The organism is Streptomyces sp. ADI96-02 (assembly GCF_003846185.1).
In the GTDB taxonomy this organism is placed as follows: domain Bacteria; phylum Actinomycetota; class Actinomycetes; order Streptomycetales; family Streptomycetaceae; genus Streptomyces.
The window spans coordinates 735714-752864 of record NZ_ML123034.1; the positions used below are offsets into that span (position 1 = coordinate 735714).

Consider the following 17151-nt stretch of genomic DNA (forward strand, 5'->3'; position numbering starts at 1 on the left):
GCGGGCGGACACCGGGGGGAGGAACGTTCCGACCGGGGCGCGCGAAGGGGCCGCTCGCGCGCCGGTGCACGGAGCTGCGGCTCCCCGGCGCGTGCACGGGCCCGCGGCCCCCGGGCGTACCGGGGGCCGCGGCCTCGCCCGTTCAGGGCGCCGGGAACCCCACCGGCCAGGTGTGCACCGGCTCTCCCGCGTGCATCAGCTCGGCGTACCGCCGGGTGGTCGCCGCCAGGGCCGCGTCCCGGCCGAGCCCCGCGTCGACCGCGCGGCGGTACGTGGCGACCTGCCAGGAGGCCCCGTTGACGCGCCGCTTGCAGCGCTCCTCGATCACGCCGAGGTAGCGGTCCCGGTCCGCCGGCTCGATATGCCAGGCGTCCAGCCCGGCGGCGGCGAGCGGCAACAGCTCCTCCTGGACGAGCCGGACGGCGGGGATCCGGGCCAGACCGCCGGAGCGGCCGGCCCGCGGCCAGGTCAGCTCGGCGTCGATGCCGTGACGGCACGCCTCGTCGAAGTTCTCCGCCGCGGCCTCGAACGGCAGCTTGCTCCACACGGGCCGGGATTCCTCGGCGAGCGCCCGTACGAGCCCGTAGTAGAACGCGGCGTTGGCGATCACGTCCGTGACCGTGGGCCCGGCGGGCAGCACCCGGTTCTCCACGCGCAGATGCGGAACGCCGCCGGCCGTGTCGTACACCGGGCGGTTCCACCGGTAGACGGTGCCGTTGTGCAGGACCAGTTCGGCGAGCTCGGGCACCCCGCCCTCGTCGAGGACGCGCAGGGGCTCCTCCTCGTCGCAGATCGGCAGCAGCGGGGGGAAGTAGCGCACGTTCTCCTCGAAGAGCTCGTAGGCGGAACCCACCCACCGCTCGCCGAACCACGTCCTCGGCCGCACCCCCTGGTTGGCCAGCTCGGGCGGGCGTACGTCGGTCGCCTGCTGGAACAACGGGGGCCGCGACTCCCGCCACAGCTCCTTGCCGAACAGGAACGGGGCGTTGGCGCCCAGCGCGATCTGGACGGAGGCGATCGCCTGGGCCGCGTTCCACACGTCGGCGAACCGGGCGGGCGTCACCTGGAGATGGAGCTGGACCGAGGTGCACGCAGATTCCGGGGCGATCGACGGCGAGGTGGCGACCAGCCGCTCCGGACCTTCGATATCGAGGATGAAATCCTCGCCCCGGGCCGCGGCCATTTGATCGTTGAGCAGGGTGTAGCGGTCGACGTCCGAGAGATTCGCCGAGACCACGTCATGCTCGCCCAGGGTGGGCAGGATTCCGATCATGACGATCCCCGCGTCCACCTCACCGGCCTTCCGGTGGGCGTACGCGAGGCCCGTGCGCAGCTCCTCCGCGAGCTGATCGAATACCCGGCCGCCGAGTCGGTGCGGGACGATATTCACTTCCAGGTTGAACATCCCGAGTTCGGTCTGGAAATCCCGGCTCGCGATGCGTTGGAGCACTTCCTTATTCATCATCCGCGGCATGCCGTCGGGGCCCGCGAGATTCAGCTCTATCTCCAGGCCCATCAGGTTTCTCGGACGGTCGAACCTCCGCTCCGCCAGAAGCCTCTCCAGCCCCTCCAGGCACTGGTTCAGCTTCGTGCGGTACGCCTGCCGATCGGACAGGTCAAAGGCTTTCGCCACGACCTTCTCCCCCATCGAGGGGTCCCTCCTCCAGTGGCGGCCCGCTGCCCGGGCCGCTCGCATCACGATCGATAATGCCCAGTGAGAGTGATCCGTAACGCCCCGCGAGCCACCGGGAACCGCTAGTCTGGTGTGACGGAGACCGCAGGCACATTCGCTTGGCAAGCGGCCATGCGCATTTTCCGCCGGAGAAGGCGTGGCGGAAACACCGATGAGTTTCGGCCGACCGCACCGGCGGAGGATCCCCAGGCCGGGGACGAAAGCCGCCGAACAAATCAGCAGGAATACCGCGATGCGAAGTCCCGATGTCGCCTTGTGCGAAATGTGCGCGGCGGCTAGCCGAAACACCGTGTGAACACGCGTCGTATAAACTCCCGCTCACGAGGCAGCGAGCTGACGCGTCAGGCCCGTCACCGGCCTCTTCTGGCACCGCACGCCGACAGCGCCGTCTGCACCCGTCCCACCCACGCATCACCGTGTCTCCGAAGTGAGAGGCGACCCACTATGCCGCTGCATGTTCCCTCGGCCCCCGCGCCCGCACTGCGCAGCGTTCTCGCGGCCCTCGGTTCCCCCACCGCCGTCCGCGAGGCCCGAACATCCGCTCTCCGGTCCGTCCAGGGACCGCTGAGCCCCGAGCTACCGCTTCCCGTGCACGTCCTGGACCGGATCGCCGGCGACGGAACGACACCGCTCACGCATCTGGCCGCCTGGCGTTTCCTGATCCGGAGCGAGGGCCGCGCCATCGCCGCCGCGGACACCATGCGCACTCCGGACGGCTGGGCCTTCTCGCACTTCTTCGAGGGCCCCTACCTCGCCTCGACGGAGCTGGCGCTGGGCCAGGCGGAGGCGTCCGCCACCTCGTACCAGGCGAGACTCCTGTCCATTCCGGAGCTGTACATGCTCACGCTCTGGCTGCACGGCGACACCGGCGCGGACGCGTCGGGCGGCGTACTGGCCCCGGCCGACGTCCTCGTGCCGCTGGCGCCGGCCCCGCCGGGCATCGCCGCGCACCGGCCGCACCGGGTCGCCGATCTGCTCCCGGTGATGACCCTGCGCGTGTCGCCCGGTCCCCTGCTCAGCTCCGCCTGAGCCGCGCCGCGCACAGCCGCCCCCGCGGTGCCCCCGCTCCCGGAGCCCGACCACGTACGGGCCCCCGGCGGACGGGACACCGCGGGGGCGCTTCTGCGCCCACTCGGCCTAGTCCGCTCAGGCCACCCCGAACCACCCGAAGGGACAGTGCAGTTGCGGTGAACCGTCCGCGCGGGTGACGCGTCTTGGCAGGAGTACGGGAGCTACGGCGAAATCCCTGCGGAATCAGCGCCGTGGGGCAACACTGGGACCGGACCGAACGGATACGGGGGCGGCCATGAACGACTCGTCCAGCCGCAGGACACTCACCTCGACGCAGCGAAAGAACCCAGCCATGTGCCAGCACCAGCCACCCTGCCCGACCGCCGACTCGCCCGACCGGGAGGCGGCCCGCCTGACGGCCCACCACCCCGAACAGGGCTGGAGCCTCCTGTGCAACGGGGTCCTGCTCTTCGAGGACACCGGCGAGCTGCTGCCGAACGGGCAGATCATCGCTCCGAACCGGCCGCTGGGGGCCGGCCGCGTGATGAGGGCCGCCTGAGGCGCACGTACGGCAACCCGAGGCGCACGTACGAAAGGGGCCGGCCCGGAGACATCTCCGAACCGGCCCCGACGCATGTCCGGCGTGCACCGCTCACGGCCCACGCACCGCGATGCGGCTCAGCTGTCGTACGCGTCCAGCGGGGGGCACGAGCAGACGAGGTTCCGGTCGCCGTACGCCCCGTCGATCCGGCGCACCGGCGGCCAGTACTTGTCGGCGGCCGACACTCCGGCCGGGAACACGGCCTCCTCACGGCTGTAGCCGTGCGTCCACTCGCCGCCCAGGGCGGCGGCGGTGTGCGGGGCGTTGCGCAGCGGGTTGTCGTCCGCGCTCCACTCGCCTGAGGCGACCTTCTCGATCTCGGCGCGGATCGCGATCATGGTGTCGCAGAACCGGTCGAGCTCCGCCAGGTTCTCGCTCTCCGTCGGCTCGATCATCAGCGTGCCGGCCACCGGGAACGACATGGTCGGCGAGTGGAAGCCGTAGTCGATCAGGCGCTTGGCCACGTCGTCGATGGAGACGCCGGTCGCCTTGGAGATCGGCCGCAGGTCGACGATGCACTCGTGCGCGACCAGTCCGGCCGGGCCGTTGTACAGGATCGGGAAGTGCGGCTCCAGCCGCTTGGCGATGTAGTTGGCGGCGAGCACGGCGACCTGCGTGGCGCGCTTGAGCCCTTCGCCGCCCATCAGCCGGACGTATGCCCACGAGATCGGCAGGATGCCCGCCGAGCCCCACGGGGCGGCCGAGATCGGGCCGACGCCGGTCTCCGGGCCGACCGCCGGCTGGAGCGGGTGGTTGGGCAGGTACGGCGCGAGGTGGGCGCGGACTCCGACCGGGCCGACGCCGGGGCCGCCGCCGCCGTGCGGGATGCAGAAGGTCTTGTGCAGGTTCAGGTGCGAGACGTCGCCGCCGAACTTGCCCGGCTTGGCCAGTCCGACCAGCGCGTTGAGGTTGGCGCCGTCGACGTAGACCTGGCCGCCGGCGTCGTGCACCTCGCCGCAGATGTCGGCGACGTGCTCCTCGAAGACCCCGTGCGTGGACGGGTAGGTGATCATGAGGACGGCGAGCTCGTCGCGGTACTGCCCGATCTTGGCCCGCAGGTCCGCGATGTCGACCTCGCCGTCGTCGGCGGTCTTCACCACGACGACCTTCATTCCGGCCATGACCGCGCTGGCGGCGTTGGTGCCGTGCGCGGAGGACGGGATGAGGCAGACGGTGCGCTGGTCGTCGCCGTTGGCGCGGTGGTAGGCGCGGACGGCCAGCAGCCCGGCGAACTCGCCCTGCGATCCGGCGTTGGGCTGGAGGGAGACGGCGTCGTAGCCGGTCACCTCGGCGAGGCGCTCCTCCAGCTCGCGGATGAGCGTGAGGAAGCCCTGCGCCTGGTCGGCCGGGGCGAAGGGGTGCAGCGCGCCGAACTCGGGCCAGGTGATCGACTCCATCTCGGCGGTCGCGTTCAGCTTCATCGTGCAGGAGCCGAGCGGGATCATCCCGCGGTCCAGCGCGTAGTCACGGTCGGAGAGCCTGCGCAGGTAGCGCAGCATCGCGGTCTCGGAGCGGTGCTGGTGGAAGACGGGATGGGTGAGGATGTCGTCGCCGCGCAGCAGCGCCTCGGGCAGCGCGTCGGCGGACGAGGCGTCCAGCGCCTCGATGTCGCCGTCCGCGCCGAAGGCGGCCCAGACAGCGGCGATCCGCGCGCGGTTGGTCGTCTCGTCGCAGGCGATCGAGACGTGGTCGGCGTCGACGAGGCGGAGGTTGACACCGCGCTCCCGGGCCTCCGCGACGATGTCCGCGGCCCTGCCGGGCGCGCGCACGGTCAGCGTGTCGAAGAACGCGCCGTGCACGAGCTCCGCGCCGGCCGCCTTCAGGCCCTCGGCCAGGACCGCGGCGTAGCGGTGGGTGCGCCGGGCGATCGTCCGCAGCCCGTCGGGGCCGTGGTAGACGGCGTACATACCGGCCATGACGGCGAGCAGGACCTGCGCGGTGCAGATGTTGCTGGTGGCCTTCTCGCGGCGGATGTGCTGCTCGCGGGTCTGCAGGGCCAGGCGGTAGGCCTTGTCGCCGTCGGCGTCGACGGACACGCCGACGAGGCGGCCGGGCAGGCTGCGGGCGAACTTCTCACGGACCGCCATGAATCCGGCGTGCGGGCCGCCGAAGCCCATCGGGACGCCGAAGCGCTGAGTGGTGCCGACGGCGATGTCCGCGCCGAGCGATCCGGGCGAGGCGAGCAGCGTGAGGGCCAGCAGGTCGGCGGCGACGGTGACGATCGCGCCGAGCTCGTGCGCCTGCTCGACGACGGGCTCGATGGCCCGCACCGCTCCGGAGGCGCCCGGGTACTGGAGCAGGACGCCGAAGACGCCGCGCTCGGCGATCGCGGCGGGGATGCCGTCGCTCAGGTCGGCGACGACGACCTCGACGCCGGTGGGCTCCGCGCGGGTCTCGATCACCGCGACGGTCTGCGGCAGGGTGTCGGCGTCGACCAGGAAGACGCCGTTCTTGACCTTGCCCACGCGCCGGGACAGCGCCATCGCCTCGGCGGCGGCGGTGCCCTCGTCGAGCAGCGAGGCGCCGGAGGTGGGCAGGCCGGTCAGGTCGGCGACCATCGTCTGGAAGTTCAGGAGGGCTTCGAGGCGGCCCTGGGAGATCTCCGGCTGGTACGGCGTGTAGGCCGTGTACCACGCGGGGTTCTCCATGACGTTGCGCAGGATGACGGGCGGCGTGAAGGTGCCGTAGTAGCCGAGGCCGATCATCGGGGCGAGCACCTGGTTGCGGTCGGCCAGCGAGCGGAGCTCGGCCAGTACCTCCGCCTCGGTGCGCGCCGCCGGAAGGTCCAGGGCCTCCGCGCTCCTGATCACGTCGGGCACCGCCGCGGCGGTCAGCTCGTCGAGGGAGCCGTAGCCGACCTGGGCGAGCATCTTGGCCTGGGCGCCGGCGTCGGGCCCTATGTGGCGCTGCTCGAACGGAATGCCCTGCTCCAGCTGGGAGAGCGGAGTGCGACGGGGGGTCATGGTGGAGGCCTCCTGGTCTGACACGACCTGCGAGGGGCACCGCGCGGCGCGGGTGCCCGAACGGCCTCCCCCTCTGTCATCTCGACCTGAGAGCTTCACCGGCGCGCCCGGGGGCGTACCGGCTTTCACCGTCGGTGAGGGTCGAGTCCGTCCCGGCCTGCGCCCGCACGGAACCGCCCTGCTTTCCAGAGTGACCTCGTCCGTGCGGTACGGGGGCCTGAGAGATTCCGGGGAGGATTTGCTCCTTCGGCGCCTCCGGATTCCGCACCGGAGGACTCTCCCGCACGGGGTCGGCAGCCGCGTCCCAGACTACCAGCGGCCACCGCGGGGGGAGCTCTCGAGTGGCCGACGCCGCGGATCTGCACTTGTGTGGTGGTGGAGCGACAGGGAGCACCCTGAGCAGTTGCGACCCGTGGGAGGCACCGTGCAGGCCGACATCGATCCGCGCCGCCTGATCGGCCGCAAGGCGTTCGATCGCAAGGGCGCCAAGATCGGAACGGTGGACGAGGTCTACCTCGACGACGCGACGGGCGTGCCCGAGTGGGCGGCCGTACGCACCGGACTCTTCAGCAGGGACGCGTTCGTCCCGCTCGAACCCAGCGAGTTCGAGCAGGATGTGCTGCGGGTCCCGTTCGACCGGGCGCTGATCAAGGGGGCGCCGGACTTCGGCGTCGGCCGGCACCTGTCGCCCGAGCAGGAACTGCAGCTCTACCGCCACTACGGACTGGACTCGCCTCCGGCGGAGGGCGCCGGTCCGGGCCGGGACTTCGGCAGGCTGGCCGGCCAGGAGGAGTAGTCGACCGGGTCGCGGACCAGCGGCAGCGGATCGGCGGAGCGCAGTCGCGGATCGTCGACGCGGAACGTGACGACCCGGCCTGGCCCGCTCCACGGTTCCTCGAATCGGACGGTGACCCGGCCGACGCCGCTGCCCTGCACCCAGCCGTGCCCGTACGTGTCATGGTGCACGTCGTGCCCGGCGGGCCAGCGCCGGGCGGCGAGCTGCTCGGCGCCCTCCGGCTCCGCCTCCTCGGCGACGGCCGGCTCGTCGCCGGGTCCGCCGTCCGCGGCGGGCGCCTCGGTGCGGGCGGACCGCTCGGCCAGCTCCCGCGCGTCGGCGGCCTGCGCGAACAGGTCCTCCTGGGTGAAGTCGGCCAGCCCCGTCACGCCGACGCCCAGCAGCCGTACGCCGCCGGTGGTGTCCACCCCGTCCAGGAGCCGCGCCGCGGCCTCACGGACCACGGTGGGGTCGTCCGTCGGCCCTCTGAGGGTTTCGGAGCGCGTGAGGGTGGAGAAGTCGTAGCGGCGCACCTTGAGCACCACGGTCCGCCCCGACCGGTGCGCTGACCGCAACCGCTCCACGCAGCGGACCGCCAGCCGCTCGACCTCGGTCCGGATGCGGACCCGGTCGTGCAGGTCGACGTCGAAGGTGTCCTCCACCGACACGGACTTGGCGTCCCGTTCCGCCACCACCGGCCGGTCGTCCAGGCCCAGGGCCATCCGGTACAACGAGAGTCCGTGGGCCCGGCCCACCAGCCGTACCAGCTCCGCCTCGCCGGCCTCGGCCAGGTCGTGGACCGTCGTCATGCCGGCCCGTCTGAGGTGGTCCCCGGTGGCGGGGCCGACGCCCGGGAGCGTCCGGACGGACATGGGCGCCAGCAGTTCGCGTTCGGTGCCCGGCTCGATGAGCAGCAGCCCGTCCGGCTTGGCCTGCTCGGAGGCGATCTTCGCGAGCATCTTGGAGCCGGCGAGGCCGACGGAGCCGCTGAGGCCGGTCACGGCGCGGATGGCCGACCGCAGCCGCTCCCCCGTCGCCGTCGCAGACGCCGAGTCGTCCGCCGTTCCGCCCGCTTCCAGGTCGACGAAGGCCTCGTCCAGGCTCAGCGGCTCGACCAGCGGCGAGAGCCGTCCCAGGAGCTCCATCACCTGGTCGCTCACCGTCCGGTACAGCGAGAAGCGGGGCACCAGGTACGCGGCGTTCGGCGCGAGCCGCCTGGCCTGGGCGGTGGGCATCGCGGAGTGCACTCCCAGCCGCCGGGCCTCGTACGAGGCGGTGGCGACCACCCCGCGCGGGCCGAGACCGCCCACCACCACGGCTTTGCCGCGCAGACTGGGCTTGGCCGCCTGCTCCGCCGAGGCGTAGAAGGCATCCATGTCCAGATGGAGGATGGTCGGCGCGGGTCTCACACCCCCGATGCTGCCCTACGGCACTGACAACGGGCCCGATCGACGCCCGCGGGCCTGCCGGACCGCCCCCGGCCGGTGCGGCCCGCCGGGGTGGTCCGGTCGCTCAGCGGCTCATACGGCGCGGTTGCGCCGCCGGGCCAGCTCGTCGGCGGGGTTGTGCCCGATGAGCGTCTCGCCGGTGTCGACGCGCTCGCCGTGGAGTTGGGAGAGCGCCGCGTCCACGTCCCGCCAGACGACGCCCACGGCGATGCCGAAGACGCCCTGCCCGCCCTGGAGGAGGCTGACGACCTCGTCGGGCGAGGAGCACTCGTAGACCGTCGCCCCGTCGCTCATCAGCGTCATGCGTTCCAGATCCTGGAAGCCCCGGGCCCGCAGGTGCTGCACCGTGGTGCGGATGTTCTGCAGGGCGACGCCGGTGTCCAGGAACCGTTTGACGATCTTGAGGAGGACCACGTCCCGGAAACTGTAGAGGCGCTGCGTCCCCGACCCGTAGGCCGGGCGCACGCTCGGTTCGACCAGCCCCGTTCGGGCCCAGTAGTCCAGCTGGCGGTAGGTGATCCCCGCCGCCGCGCACGCCGTCGGACCGCGATAGCCGATATCGCCGGTCGCCGCCGTGCCGTCCGCCGCCACCGCGGCCGGCGCAGCCGGCTGCCTGATGGCGTGGTCGGCTCCACTGCCGTGCTGCGGATACGGCCCGCCCGCCGCCGTACCGTCGCCGCTGCTTCTCACGCCGACCTCCGTCCTTGACCTGCCCACTCGAAGGTAGGCAGTCACTCGGGGTGCGTCAACGATCGCCACACTCGGCACGCCGAGTGATAATCACCCTGAGGGTGGTTTCCCGTGTCTCGTTTCCGGGAAAGGCTTGTCGGATGCGCTGACGACACCCCTGCGGGACGGTTACTGGCTGTTCGTACCGAAGTCCTCCGGCGAGATCTGGTCGAGGAATTCGCGGAACTTCTCCACCTCGTCCTCCTGCTCGTCGGGGATCGCGATGCCCGCGTCGTCCAGCACGCCGTCACTGCCGTAGATCGGCGTGCCGGTCCGCAGGGCGAGCGCTATGGCGTCGGACGGCCGTGCGCTCACCTCGACCCCGCTGGCGAACACGAGCTCCGCGTAGAACACCCCTTCGCGAAGGTCCGTGATACGGACCTCGGTGAGCTCCTGGCCCACGGCCTCGAGCACATCCTTGAACAGATCATGGGTCAGCGGCCTGGCCGGAGCCATGCCCTGCTGGGCGAAGGCGATCGCGGTCGCCTCACCAGGACCGATCCAAATGGGGAGGTACCGGTCGCCTCCCACTTCACGCAGGAGAACGATCGGTTGGTTGGAGGGCATTTCCACCCGGACACCGACAACGTCGAGCTCGTTCACACAGCAACCCTAGGACGTGCTCGCCATGTTTGGGTAGTCGGGCTCGTCCGTGCTCAGCGCAGACGACTCCGCAGAGCCGTCTGCACGAGCGCCGCGTGCAGCCGTACGGAGAGCTCGGCGAGCTCGTTCGCCGTGGCCTCCGCATGGGCCCTGGTCTGCGGATTCCGGTGCCGCCGCAAGGGTGCGACCAGCTGTTCGACCCATCCGGCCTCGCGGTCCGCGGAAGCCCGCATGGCCCGCAGATGGCGTGGTTCGAGACCGAACCGGCCCAGATCGGCCACCAGCTTCGCCACGGTCACCACGTCGGCGTCGTAGCCGCCGTCCGGGGCCGGAACGATGAGCCCGTAGGACTCCCACTCCGCCAGCCGCTCCTCGTCGACCTCGGCCGCCGCCAGCAGCTCGGCGCGACCGATGCGGACGGCGGTCGCCGCACCGGGCCCGGTCTCCCACACGCCCTCGGCGAGGTCCCGCTGCCCTCCCGGGGAGGGCAGCGCGGCCTGCTCCCCCCGGGCGACGGCGTCCAGGTACTCGCGGATGACCTTGAGCGGCAGGTAGTGGTCCCGCTGCATGCGGAGCACCTGCGCCAGACGCTCGACATCGCCGGACGAGAACTTCCGGTATCCGGAAGGGGTGCGCTGCGGCTCGATGAGCCCCTCCGCCTCCAGGAAGCGGATCTTGGAGATGGTGACTTCGGGAAACTCCTCGCGCAACTCGACGAGCACCGTTCCGATGCTCATCGAGCGGGCGTCCGCGGTGGCGGCGCCGTGGCCGGCGCCGCCTGTCGGTGTTCGCAGCATGGGCCTTCCTGGGGGTTCCCCCGGACGGAGTCCGGGGGCGGGTCAGACGCCCCGCGGGCTCGCGTAGAAGACCAGGCGGTACTTTCCGATCTGGACTTCGTCGCCGTTGGACAGCAGGACCGAATCGATGCGCTCACGGTTGACGTAGGTGCCGTTGAGGCTGCCGACATCACCCACGGTGAAGCTACCGTCCGGACCCCGGCGGAACTCCACATGACGCCGCGACACGGTCACGTCGTCGAGGAAGATATCGCTCTGCGGGTGACGACCGGCGGTCGTCAGGTCGCTGTCCAGCAGAAAGCGGCTGCCGGAGTTCGGGCCGCGGCGCACGACCAGCAGCGCCGAGCCTCCGGGCAGCGCGTCGACGGCCGCCTGGGCCTCCGGCGAGAGCGAGGGCAGGGCCGTCTGGCCCGTCGCCTCGGCCTCGTAGGCCTCCAGCCCGGAGATGGAGATCGTGGACGTCGTCTCCGAGGCGCGCTCGGGGACACCGCCCCGCAGCGGCGAACCGCAGTTGGAGCAGAATCGGCCGGCCTCCGAATTGCGGTGGCCGCACCTCGGGCAGACCGGCATCGACGAGCCCTCCGGGGTGAACCCTCCACCTGTGGTCGAGGTTGATGGTTCGCCGAAACCTATGCGCCCGGCACCGGCCGGGTCAACAGACGACACGCCGGGTCCACCCGGGGTCTGACCGGCGGCGCCGGACACCTCATCACGGAAGAGCGGACGCTCCGCTTCCTGTCCCTCGCCCTGGCCGTGGCGAGGAGCACGGTGGCGAGCAGCACTGTTGCTGTCCTCGCGTGCACTCTTCCCGAACAACTTCGCAAACAACTTCACGGGCGATTCCCCTTGACCGACATAGACCCGCCCGTGGGGCAGGACGAACCCTGAATGAACACACCTGCCGACCCGGACGTCTTCACAACGTCCGTATCCACTCGACAGTTTCCACCACGCACCACCGATCCGGTGCGCCGACCCCCCGCAACCTCCCGCTCTCGTACTCCGTTGTGCGCCCCCGACGCGATCACCGGGCCGACGACCGAGCGTAGTCAGGGCGTTCGGCCGGTCGCAAGGCATCGACGACGATGTCGTCGGAGCGCTCGACCACCGCTGTGGCCTGCTCCTTCTCCAAGGTCTGCACCACACCGCCGGGAATGTTGAGCGCGGGCTCCAGATCCTGCGGTCTGCCGATGACCTCGAACGTGTAAGGCGCCTGGATCTTCCGACCGTCCACCTGGAGGTCTCCCGCGTCGCCGGAGAAGTACGTATTGGCCACCACCCGGACGCCGTTGACCTCCATGGCCTCGGCGCCGGCCGCGCGCAGCTCCTGGATGGCGTCGAGCAGCATGTCCGGGGCCACCGCTCCGACGGGATCGCTGATGGTCAGCGTGATCCCCGGGCCGTGCGCGGCCACCGTGCCCGCGAGGATCCCCAGCTGCCGTTCCTTCTCCAGCGTCTGCTTCCGGGCCTCTTCGGCCTGGTCGGAGCTGTTCTCCAGCTCGGTGCGCTGGTCGACCAGCCGCTGCTTCTCGTCCTCCAGGCGCTGGGTGCGGTCGTCGACCTCGTCGAGGATCCGGACCAGGTCCTCCTGCCGGGCGCCCCGCAGCGCGCTGTCGTCGTTGGTGGACCGCACCTGGATCGCCAGGCCCAGGCCGAGTCCGAACAGCAGCAGGGCCACGACCAGTTGGGCCCGGCTCAGCCGGGGCGGCCACAGCCCGGCGCGGAGCCGCTGTCGCCCGGTGATCCGCGGCGCCGGCGGGAGGGGGGCCGGCGGGACGGGCTCGCCGCCGGACGGCCGGTGGCTGTGGGGCATCTCGTCGTTGTTCATCGGCCTCAAGCCCGGAAGACGTGCCGGCGGATCGCGGCGGCGTTGGAGAAGATCCGGATGCCGAGCACGACCACCACACCCGTTGAGAGCTGCGCGCCGACACCGAGTTTGTCGCCGAGGAACACGATCAGCGCGGCCACCACGACGTTGGACAGGAACGACACCACGAAGACCTTGTCGACGAAGATGCCGTCGAGCATGGCCCGCAGACCGCCGAACACGGCGTCGAGCGCGGCCACCACCGCGATCGGCAGATAGGGCTCGACCACCGCCGGCACCTCGGGCCGGACCAACAGTCCGACCACGACTCCCACCACGAGGCCCAGTACGGCGATCACGATGTGCCCTTCCCTGTGTCTGCCGCACCACTGCCGGCGGCCTTCGGCTCTGCTGTACGGACGATCAGGCTCGGCGCGGCCGGAAGCCGCACCTCCTTCTGATCGGAGATGCTGGTGCGGATGTCGAAGCTCTCCTTCAACGCGTTGAGGTACAGGCCGTCGGCACTGTCCTGGAACGCGGTCGCGAGCTTCTTCCCGTCCCCCACCGCCAGCACCGTGTACGGCGGTACGAGCGGCCTGTTGTCGACCAGTATGGCGTCGCCCGCGGCCCGGATGGCCGAGAGCGCCGTCAGCCTTTGCCCATTGATGGCGATGGCCTCGGCGCCCGATTCCCACAGGCCGTTGACGACCCGCTGCATGTCGCGGTCGCGCACCCGTCCGGTGTCGGCGAAGCCCGTCGACTCACGCGGCCCGCCACCGCCCTGGTCGGTGTCCTCGGCGTCGTCGACGACCAGCTTCACCCCGGGCCCCTGCACCGGAGTCGCTCCGGACAGCAGGGCCACCAGCTGGCCCTGGTCCCCGCCGTGCCGCTCCAGCGCCTTGCGCTGCCGCTCGCTCACGTCCGTGCGGAGCTCGTCGACGTCCGACTCCAGCGTGTCCGCGGTTTTGGTCTCCGCGTCGATGCGGTCGATCAGCTCTTCGCGCTCCTTGGCGACGACCGGGGCCGACACGCGCGCCTCGGCCGCGCCGAGGGTGACGACCAGGGCCGCAAGGACCAGTCCGGCGGCCAGGCCGAGCTTCGACTTCAGCGTACGGGGCAGCCCCGCGCTCCCGTCGGCCTCGCGACGCGCCGAAGCCTCCGCGTATCCCTCGTCGAGGCTGTGGTCCATCACGTTGTTCAGCAGCGACATGGAGGCGTCGGGGCGGGCGGGGCGCGGGGCTGTGCTCCGATCGGGGGACTGCTGCGACATGCCGCACATCGTCGCACGTCACCGCGGCTACCGCCGAATGGCCCCATCGGCATCCCGAACCGCCCCGGTCCGGAGGCGGTTCGGGACACCGGTTGCGGGTCAGTCGCCGGCGCTCTCCACCACGGCCGACCACTCGTCGAGGAGTGCCTGCGCGGAGGCGTCGTCGGGCCCTTCGGCCCACAGGTGGGTGACGGCTTCCGCCCGGTCCGGCAGCACCATGATCCACCGGCCGTCCGTCTCGACGACGCGGACCCCGTCCGTGGTGTCCACGCTGCGGTCCCCCGCCGCCTCGACGACGCGGCGCATGACTAGGCCCTTGACGGCCCACGGAGTGGCCAGGTCACGCCGCAGGACGTGGGCCCGCGGAATGCGGGCGTCGATCTGGCTCAGCGTGAGCTGGGTGCGCGCGACCAGGCCGATGAGGCGGACGAACGCCGCCGTCCCGTCGAAGACGCTGCTGAATTCGGGAACGATGAAGCCGCCGCGCCCGTCTCCCCCGAAGATGGTGGTCTCCTCGCGACCCACCCGGGTCAGGTCGTCGGGCGAGGTGGTCGTCCATTCCACCTGCGTGCCGTGGTAGGCGGCCACCTGTTCCGCGACGCGCGTGGTGGTCACCGGCAGTGCGACCCGTCCGCTGCGCCGCTCGGCGGCGACGAGATCGAGGAGGACCAGCAGGGCCCGGTCGTCCTCGATGATCCGGCCGCGCTCGTCGACGAGCGAGAGTCTTTCGCCCACGGGGTCGAAGCGCACACCGAAGGCGGCCCGTGCGGAGGACACGATCTCACCGAGCCGCACCAGCCCGGCCCGCCGGGTCTCGGCGGACTCGGTGGGCCGCGACTCGTCGAGCCCGGGGTTGATGGTCAGCGCGTCCACTCCGAGCCGCCCGAGGAGGCTGGGCAGGACGAGGCCGGCGCTGCCGTTCGAGGCGTCGACCACGACCTTCAGCTCGGCGTCGGCGATGCCCGTCGTGTCGACGTTGCGCAGAAGGGAGCCGGTGTACGAGTCGAAGACGCTGGACGGGAAGTAGAGGTCGCCGATCTCGCCGGGGAAGGCCCTGCGGTACTCCTGGCGGGCGTAGACGCGGTCGAGCTTGCGCTGCTGCGCCTGCGAGAGGTCCGCGCCCCGTTCGTCGAAGAACATGATGTCCACCGAGTCCGGCACACCGGGCGAGGTGCGGATCATGATGCCGCCGGCGCTGCCTCGGGCCGTCTGCTGCCGCGCCACGGGCAGCGGTACGTTCTCCAGGTCCCGTACGTCGATGGCGCTGGCCTGCAGCGCCGAGATCACCGCGCGCTTGAGCGCGCGGGCGCCTCGGGAGTGGTCGCGGGCGGTCGTGACGGTCGACCCCTTCTTGAGGGTCGTGGCGTAGGCGCCGGCGAGCCGGACGGCCAGTTCCGGGGTGATCTCCACGTTGAGGATTCCGGAGACTCCGCGCGCGCCGAAGAGGTGCGCCTGCCCGCGGGACTCCCAGATGACCGACGTGTTGACGAACGCGCCCGCTTCGATGGTCTTGAACGGGTACACCCGGACGTTGCCCTGAATGATCGATTCCTCACCGACCAGGCATTCGTCACCGATGACGGCACCGTCCTCGATCCGGGCGGCCCGCATGATGTCGGTGTTCTTCCCGACGACGCAGCCCCGGAGGTTGCTGTGCTGTCCGATGTAGACGTTGTCGTGCACCACGGCCTTGTGGAGGAACGCCCCTGTCTTGACGACGACGTTCGACCCCACCACCGTGTGTTCGCGGATCTCGACGTCCGCCTCGACCTTGGCGTAGTCGCCGATGTACAGCGGCCCGCGCAGCACGGCGTCCGGGTGGACCTCGGCGCCTTCGGCGACCCAGACGCCGGGCGAGATCTCGAAGCCGTCCAGCTCCACGTCGACCTTGCGCTCCAGGACGTCCGCCTGGGCCTTCACGTAGCTCTCGTGCGTGCCCACGTCCTCCCAGTAGCCCTCGGCGATGTAGCCGTAGATCGGCTTGCCCTCCTTCATGAGCTGAGGAAAGACGTCACCCGACCAGTCGACGGAGGTGTCGGCCTGGACGTAGTCGAAGACCTCGGGCTCCATGACGTAGATGCCCGTGTTGACGGTGTCGGAGAACACCTGCCCCCAGGTGGGCTTCTCCAGGAACCGCTCGACCTGGCCTTCCTCGTCGACGATGGTGATGCCGAACTCCAGCGGGTTGGGTACCCGGGTGAGGCAGACCGTGACGAGGCCGCCCTTCTCCTTGTGGAAGGCGATCAGGTCGGTGAGGTCGAAGTCGGTGAGCGCGTCACCGGAAATGACGAGGAAGGTGTCGTCCTTCAGCGCTTCCTCGGCGTTCTTCACGCTCCCGGCGGTGCCGAGTGGCTTCTCCTCGTTGGCATAGGTGAGCTCCATTCCGAGCTCCTCCCCGTCCCCGAAATAGTTCTTGACGAGGGAGGCGAGGAACTGGACGGTGACCACTGTTTCACTGAGCCCATGCCGCTTGAGAAGCCGGAGTACGTGCTCCATGATGGGCCGATTGGCCACCGGCAGGAGCGGCTTGGGCATGCTCGAGGTCATGGGGCGAAGGCGTGTGCCTTCACCACCAGCCATCACGACGGCCTTCATGTCGGAAACGTCCTCCTACAAAGAGACGACGGTTAGCCGACTTCGCCCGTCGGGGCTGCTTTCGAGACATCCAGCATGTGCCGGCCACACTGCTCGGCACTGCGTCAACGAGCTCAATCGGCTACTGCATCCGCCTTGACCAGCCGGCGGACTTGCACTACGTAGAGGATCCCTGCCCACCAATAGAGCGTTGTACCCCATCCGGCGAACGCCCATCCGAAAACAGCGGCCACTGTAGCCAGCCAACCACTACCGTCGCTGAGCAGCAACAAGGGGAAGGCGTACATCAGGTTGAACGTTGCAGCTTTGCCGAGGAAGTTGACCTGCGGCGGCGGATAGCCGTGGCGTCGCAGGATCAGCACCATGACCAGAAGCATCAGCTCCCGGGCGAGAAGGGCCGCGGTGAGCCAGAGCGGCAGGATCTCGCGCCAGGTGAGTCCGACGATGGTGGAGAGGATGTAGAGCCGGTCGGCCGCCGGGTCCAGGAGCCGGCCGAGACTGCTGATCTGGTTCCATCGTCGGGCCAGCTTCCCGTCGAGGTAGTCGCTGATCCCGCTGAGCATCAGCACCAGCAGGGCCCAGCCGTCACTCTGGGGGCCGCCGAAGACCGGGCGGAGGATGAGCCACAGGAAGAGCGGCACCCCGACGAGGCGAGCCATGCTGAGGATGTTGGGGATGGTGAGGACCCGGTCCGTCTGGACCCGAGTCTCCTGGACCTCCACCCGGGGGCCTCCTGTGAAGAACGTGCCAATGATGCCCCCCGACCTTACCCTCAGGTTCGGCCGGCAGACGCACAGGGGTAGGCAAAGGGGACGCAAGCGACGAAGAGAATCCAACAGGAATCGGCCCGGAACGCAGG

General features: G+C 70.6%; 15 protein-coding genes and 1 riboswitch. Of the genes, 3 read left to right on the top strand and 12 right to left on the bottom strand.

Going from position 1 to position 17151, the window contains the following annotated elements:
* Nucleotides 1–142 precede the first annotated feature (142 nt).
* Nucleotides 143–1648 (bottom strand): glutamate--cysteine ligase, encoded by a 1506-nt coding sequence (locus EES43_RS03175; protein WP_124267249.1) that lies wholly within the window; start codon nt 1646–1648, stop codon nt 143–145.
* A gap of 489 nt (nt 1649–2137) precedes the next feature.
* Between EES43_RS03175 and EES43_RS03180 the strand changes: the two genes are divergently transcribed.
* Both EES43_RS03180 and EES43_RS03185 read left to right on the top strand, forming a co-directional pair.
* Nucleotides 2138–2722, top strand: a complete 585-nt coding sequence (locus EES43_RS03180; protein WP_124267250.1) for a hypothetical protein — start codon at nt 2138–2140, stop codon at nt 2720–2722.
* 334 nt (nt 2723–3056) lie between these two features.
* Nucleotides 3057–3263, top strand: a complete 207-nt coding sequence (locus EES43_RS03185; RefSeq protein WP_124267251.1) for a DUF5999 family protein — start codon at nt 3057–3059, stop codon at nt 3261–3263.
* Between the two features lie 119 nt (nt 3264–3382).
* Here EES43_RS03185 and gcvP read toward each other — a convergent pair whose 3' ends face one another.
* Complete coding sequence (gene gcvP / locus EES43_RS03190; RefSeq protein WP_124267252.1) at nt 3383–6268, bottom strand: aminomethyl-transferring glycine dehydrogenase; 2886 nt, start codon at nt 6266–6268, stop codon at nt 3383–3385.
* A gap of 195 nt (nt 6269–6463) precedes the next feature.
* Nucleotides 6464–6561: riboswitch (glycine riboswitch) on the bottom strand.
* A gap of 131 nt (nt 6562–6692) precedes the next feature.
* Here gcvP and EES43_RS03195 point away from each other — a divergent pair.
* Nucleotides 6693–7064 carry a PRC-barrel domain-containing protein gene (locus EES43_RS03195; protein WP_124271768.1) on the top strand — a complete coding sequence of 124 codons (372 nt, stop codon included), beginning with the start codon at nt 6693–6695 and terminating at the stop codon, nt 7062–7064.
* Here the strand turns inward: EES43_RS03195 and EES43_RS03200 are convergent.
* The 10 genes from EES43_RS03200 to EES43_RS03245 form a co-directional block, all read right to left on the bottom strand.
* Nucleotides 6986–8452 (bottom strand): DNA polymerase IV, encoded by a 1467-nt coding sequence (locus EES43_RS03200; protein ID WP_124267253.1) that lies wholly within the window; start codon nt 8450–8452, stop codon nt 6986–6988. The genes EES43_RS03195 and EES43_RS03200 overlap by 79 nt on opposite strands.
* Nucleotides 8453–8563: 111 nt before the next feature.
* Nucleotides 8564–9181 (bottom strand): MerR family transcriptional regulator, encoded by a 618-nt coding sequence (locus EES43_RS03205; protein ID WP_124267254.1) that lies wholly within the window; start codon nt 9179–9181, stop codon nt 8564–8566.
* Nucleotides 9182–9349: 168 nt separating this feature from the next.
* Nucleotides 9350–9823, bottom strand: a complete 474-nt coding sequence (locus EES43_RS03210) for a bifunctional nuclease family protein (RefSeq protein WP_006123076.1) — start codon at nt 9821–9823, stop codon at nt 9350–9352.
* Nucleotides 9824–9876: 53 nt separating this feature from the next.
* Nucleotides 9877–10620, bottom strand: a complete 744-nt coding sequence (locus EES43_RS03215) for a transcriptional regulator FtsR (RefSeq protein ID WP_124267255.1) — start codon at nt 10618–10620, stop codon at nt 9877–9879.
* A 42-nt stretch (nt 10621–10662) separates the two neighbouring features.
* Entirely contained in the window at nt 10663–11454 is a 792-nt protein-coding gene (locus tag EES43_RS03220) for an FHA domain-containing protein (protein ID WP_124267256.1), read from the bottom strand.
* Between the two features lie 190 nt (nt 11455–11644).
* A complete protein-coding gene (locus tag EES43_RS03225) occupies nt 11645–12448 on the bottom strand; it encodes a DUF881 domain-containing protein (protein ID WP_124267257.1) in 804 nt (267 codons plus the stop codon).
* Nucleotides 12449–12453: 5 nt separating this feature from the next.
* Entirely contained in the window at nt 12454–12786 is a 333-nt protein-coding gene (locus EES43_RS03230) for a small basic family protein (protein WP_003970459.1), read from the bottom strand.
* On the bottom strand, nt 12783–13697 hold the full coding sequence (locus EES43_RS03235; RefSeq protein ID WP_206429986.1) for a DUF881 domain-containing protein: 915 nt from the start codon (nt 13695–13697) through the stop codon (nt 12783–12785). The genes EES43_RS03230 and EES43_RS03235 overlap by 4 nt, the downstream gene beginning before the upstream one ends.
* Before the next feature lie 99 nt (nt 13698–13796).
* Nucleotides 13797–16292, bottom strand: a complete 2496-nt coding sequence (locus tag EES43_RS03240; protein ID WP_124267258.1) for a mannose-1-phosphate guanyltransferase — start codon at nt 16290–16292, stop codon at nt 13797–13799.
* Between the two features lie 113 nt (nt 16293–16405).
* Nucleotides 16406–17014 (bottom strand): CDP-alcohol phosphatidyltransferase family protein, encoded by a 609-nt coding sequence (locus EES43_RS03245; protein WP_124267259.1) that lies wholly within the window; start codon nt 17012–17014, stop codon nt 16406–16408.
* Between the last annotated feature and the right edge of the window lie 137 nt (nt 17015–17151).

Excerpts from the sequence above, each read along its gene's own strand:
- EES43_RS03175 (WP_124267249.1), bottom strand. The coding sequence starts at position 1,648 with ATGGGGGAGAAGGTCGTGGCGAAAGCCTTTGACCTGTCCGATCGGCAG.
- EES43_RS03180 (WP_124267250.1), top strand. The coding sequence starts at position 2,138 with ATGCCGCTGCATGTTCCCTCGGCCCCCGCGCCCGCACTGCGCAGCGTT.
- EES43_RS03185 (WP_124267251.1), top strand. The coding sequence starts at position 3,057 with ATGTGCCAGCACCAGCCACCCTGCCCGACCGCCGACTCGCCCGACCGG.
- gcvP (WP_124267252.1), bottom strand. The coding sequence starts at position 6,268 with ATGACCCCCCGTCGCACTCCGCTCTCCCAGCTGGAGCAGGGCATTCCG.
- EES43_RS03215 (WP_124267255.1), bottom strand. The coding sequence starts at position 10,620 with ATGCTGCGAACACCGACAGGCGGCGCCGGCCACGGCGCCGCCACCGCG.
- EES43_RS03225 (WP_124267257.1), bottom strand. The coding sequence starts at position 12,448 with ATGAACAACGACGAGATGCCCCACAGCCACCGGCCGTCCGGCGGCGAG.
- EES43_RS03235 (WP_206429986.1), bottom strand. The coding sequence starts at position 13,697 with ATGTCGCAGCAGTCCCCCGATCGGAGCACAGCCCCGCGCCCCGCCCGC.
- EES43_RS03240 (WP_124267258.1), bottom strand. The coding sequence starts at position 16,292 with ATGAAGGCCGTCGTGATGGCTGGTGGTGAAGGCACACGCCTTCGCCCC.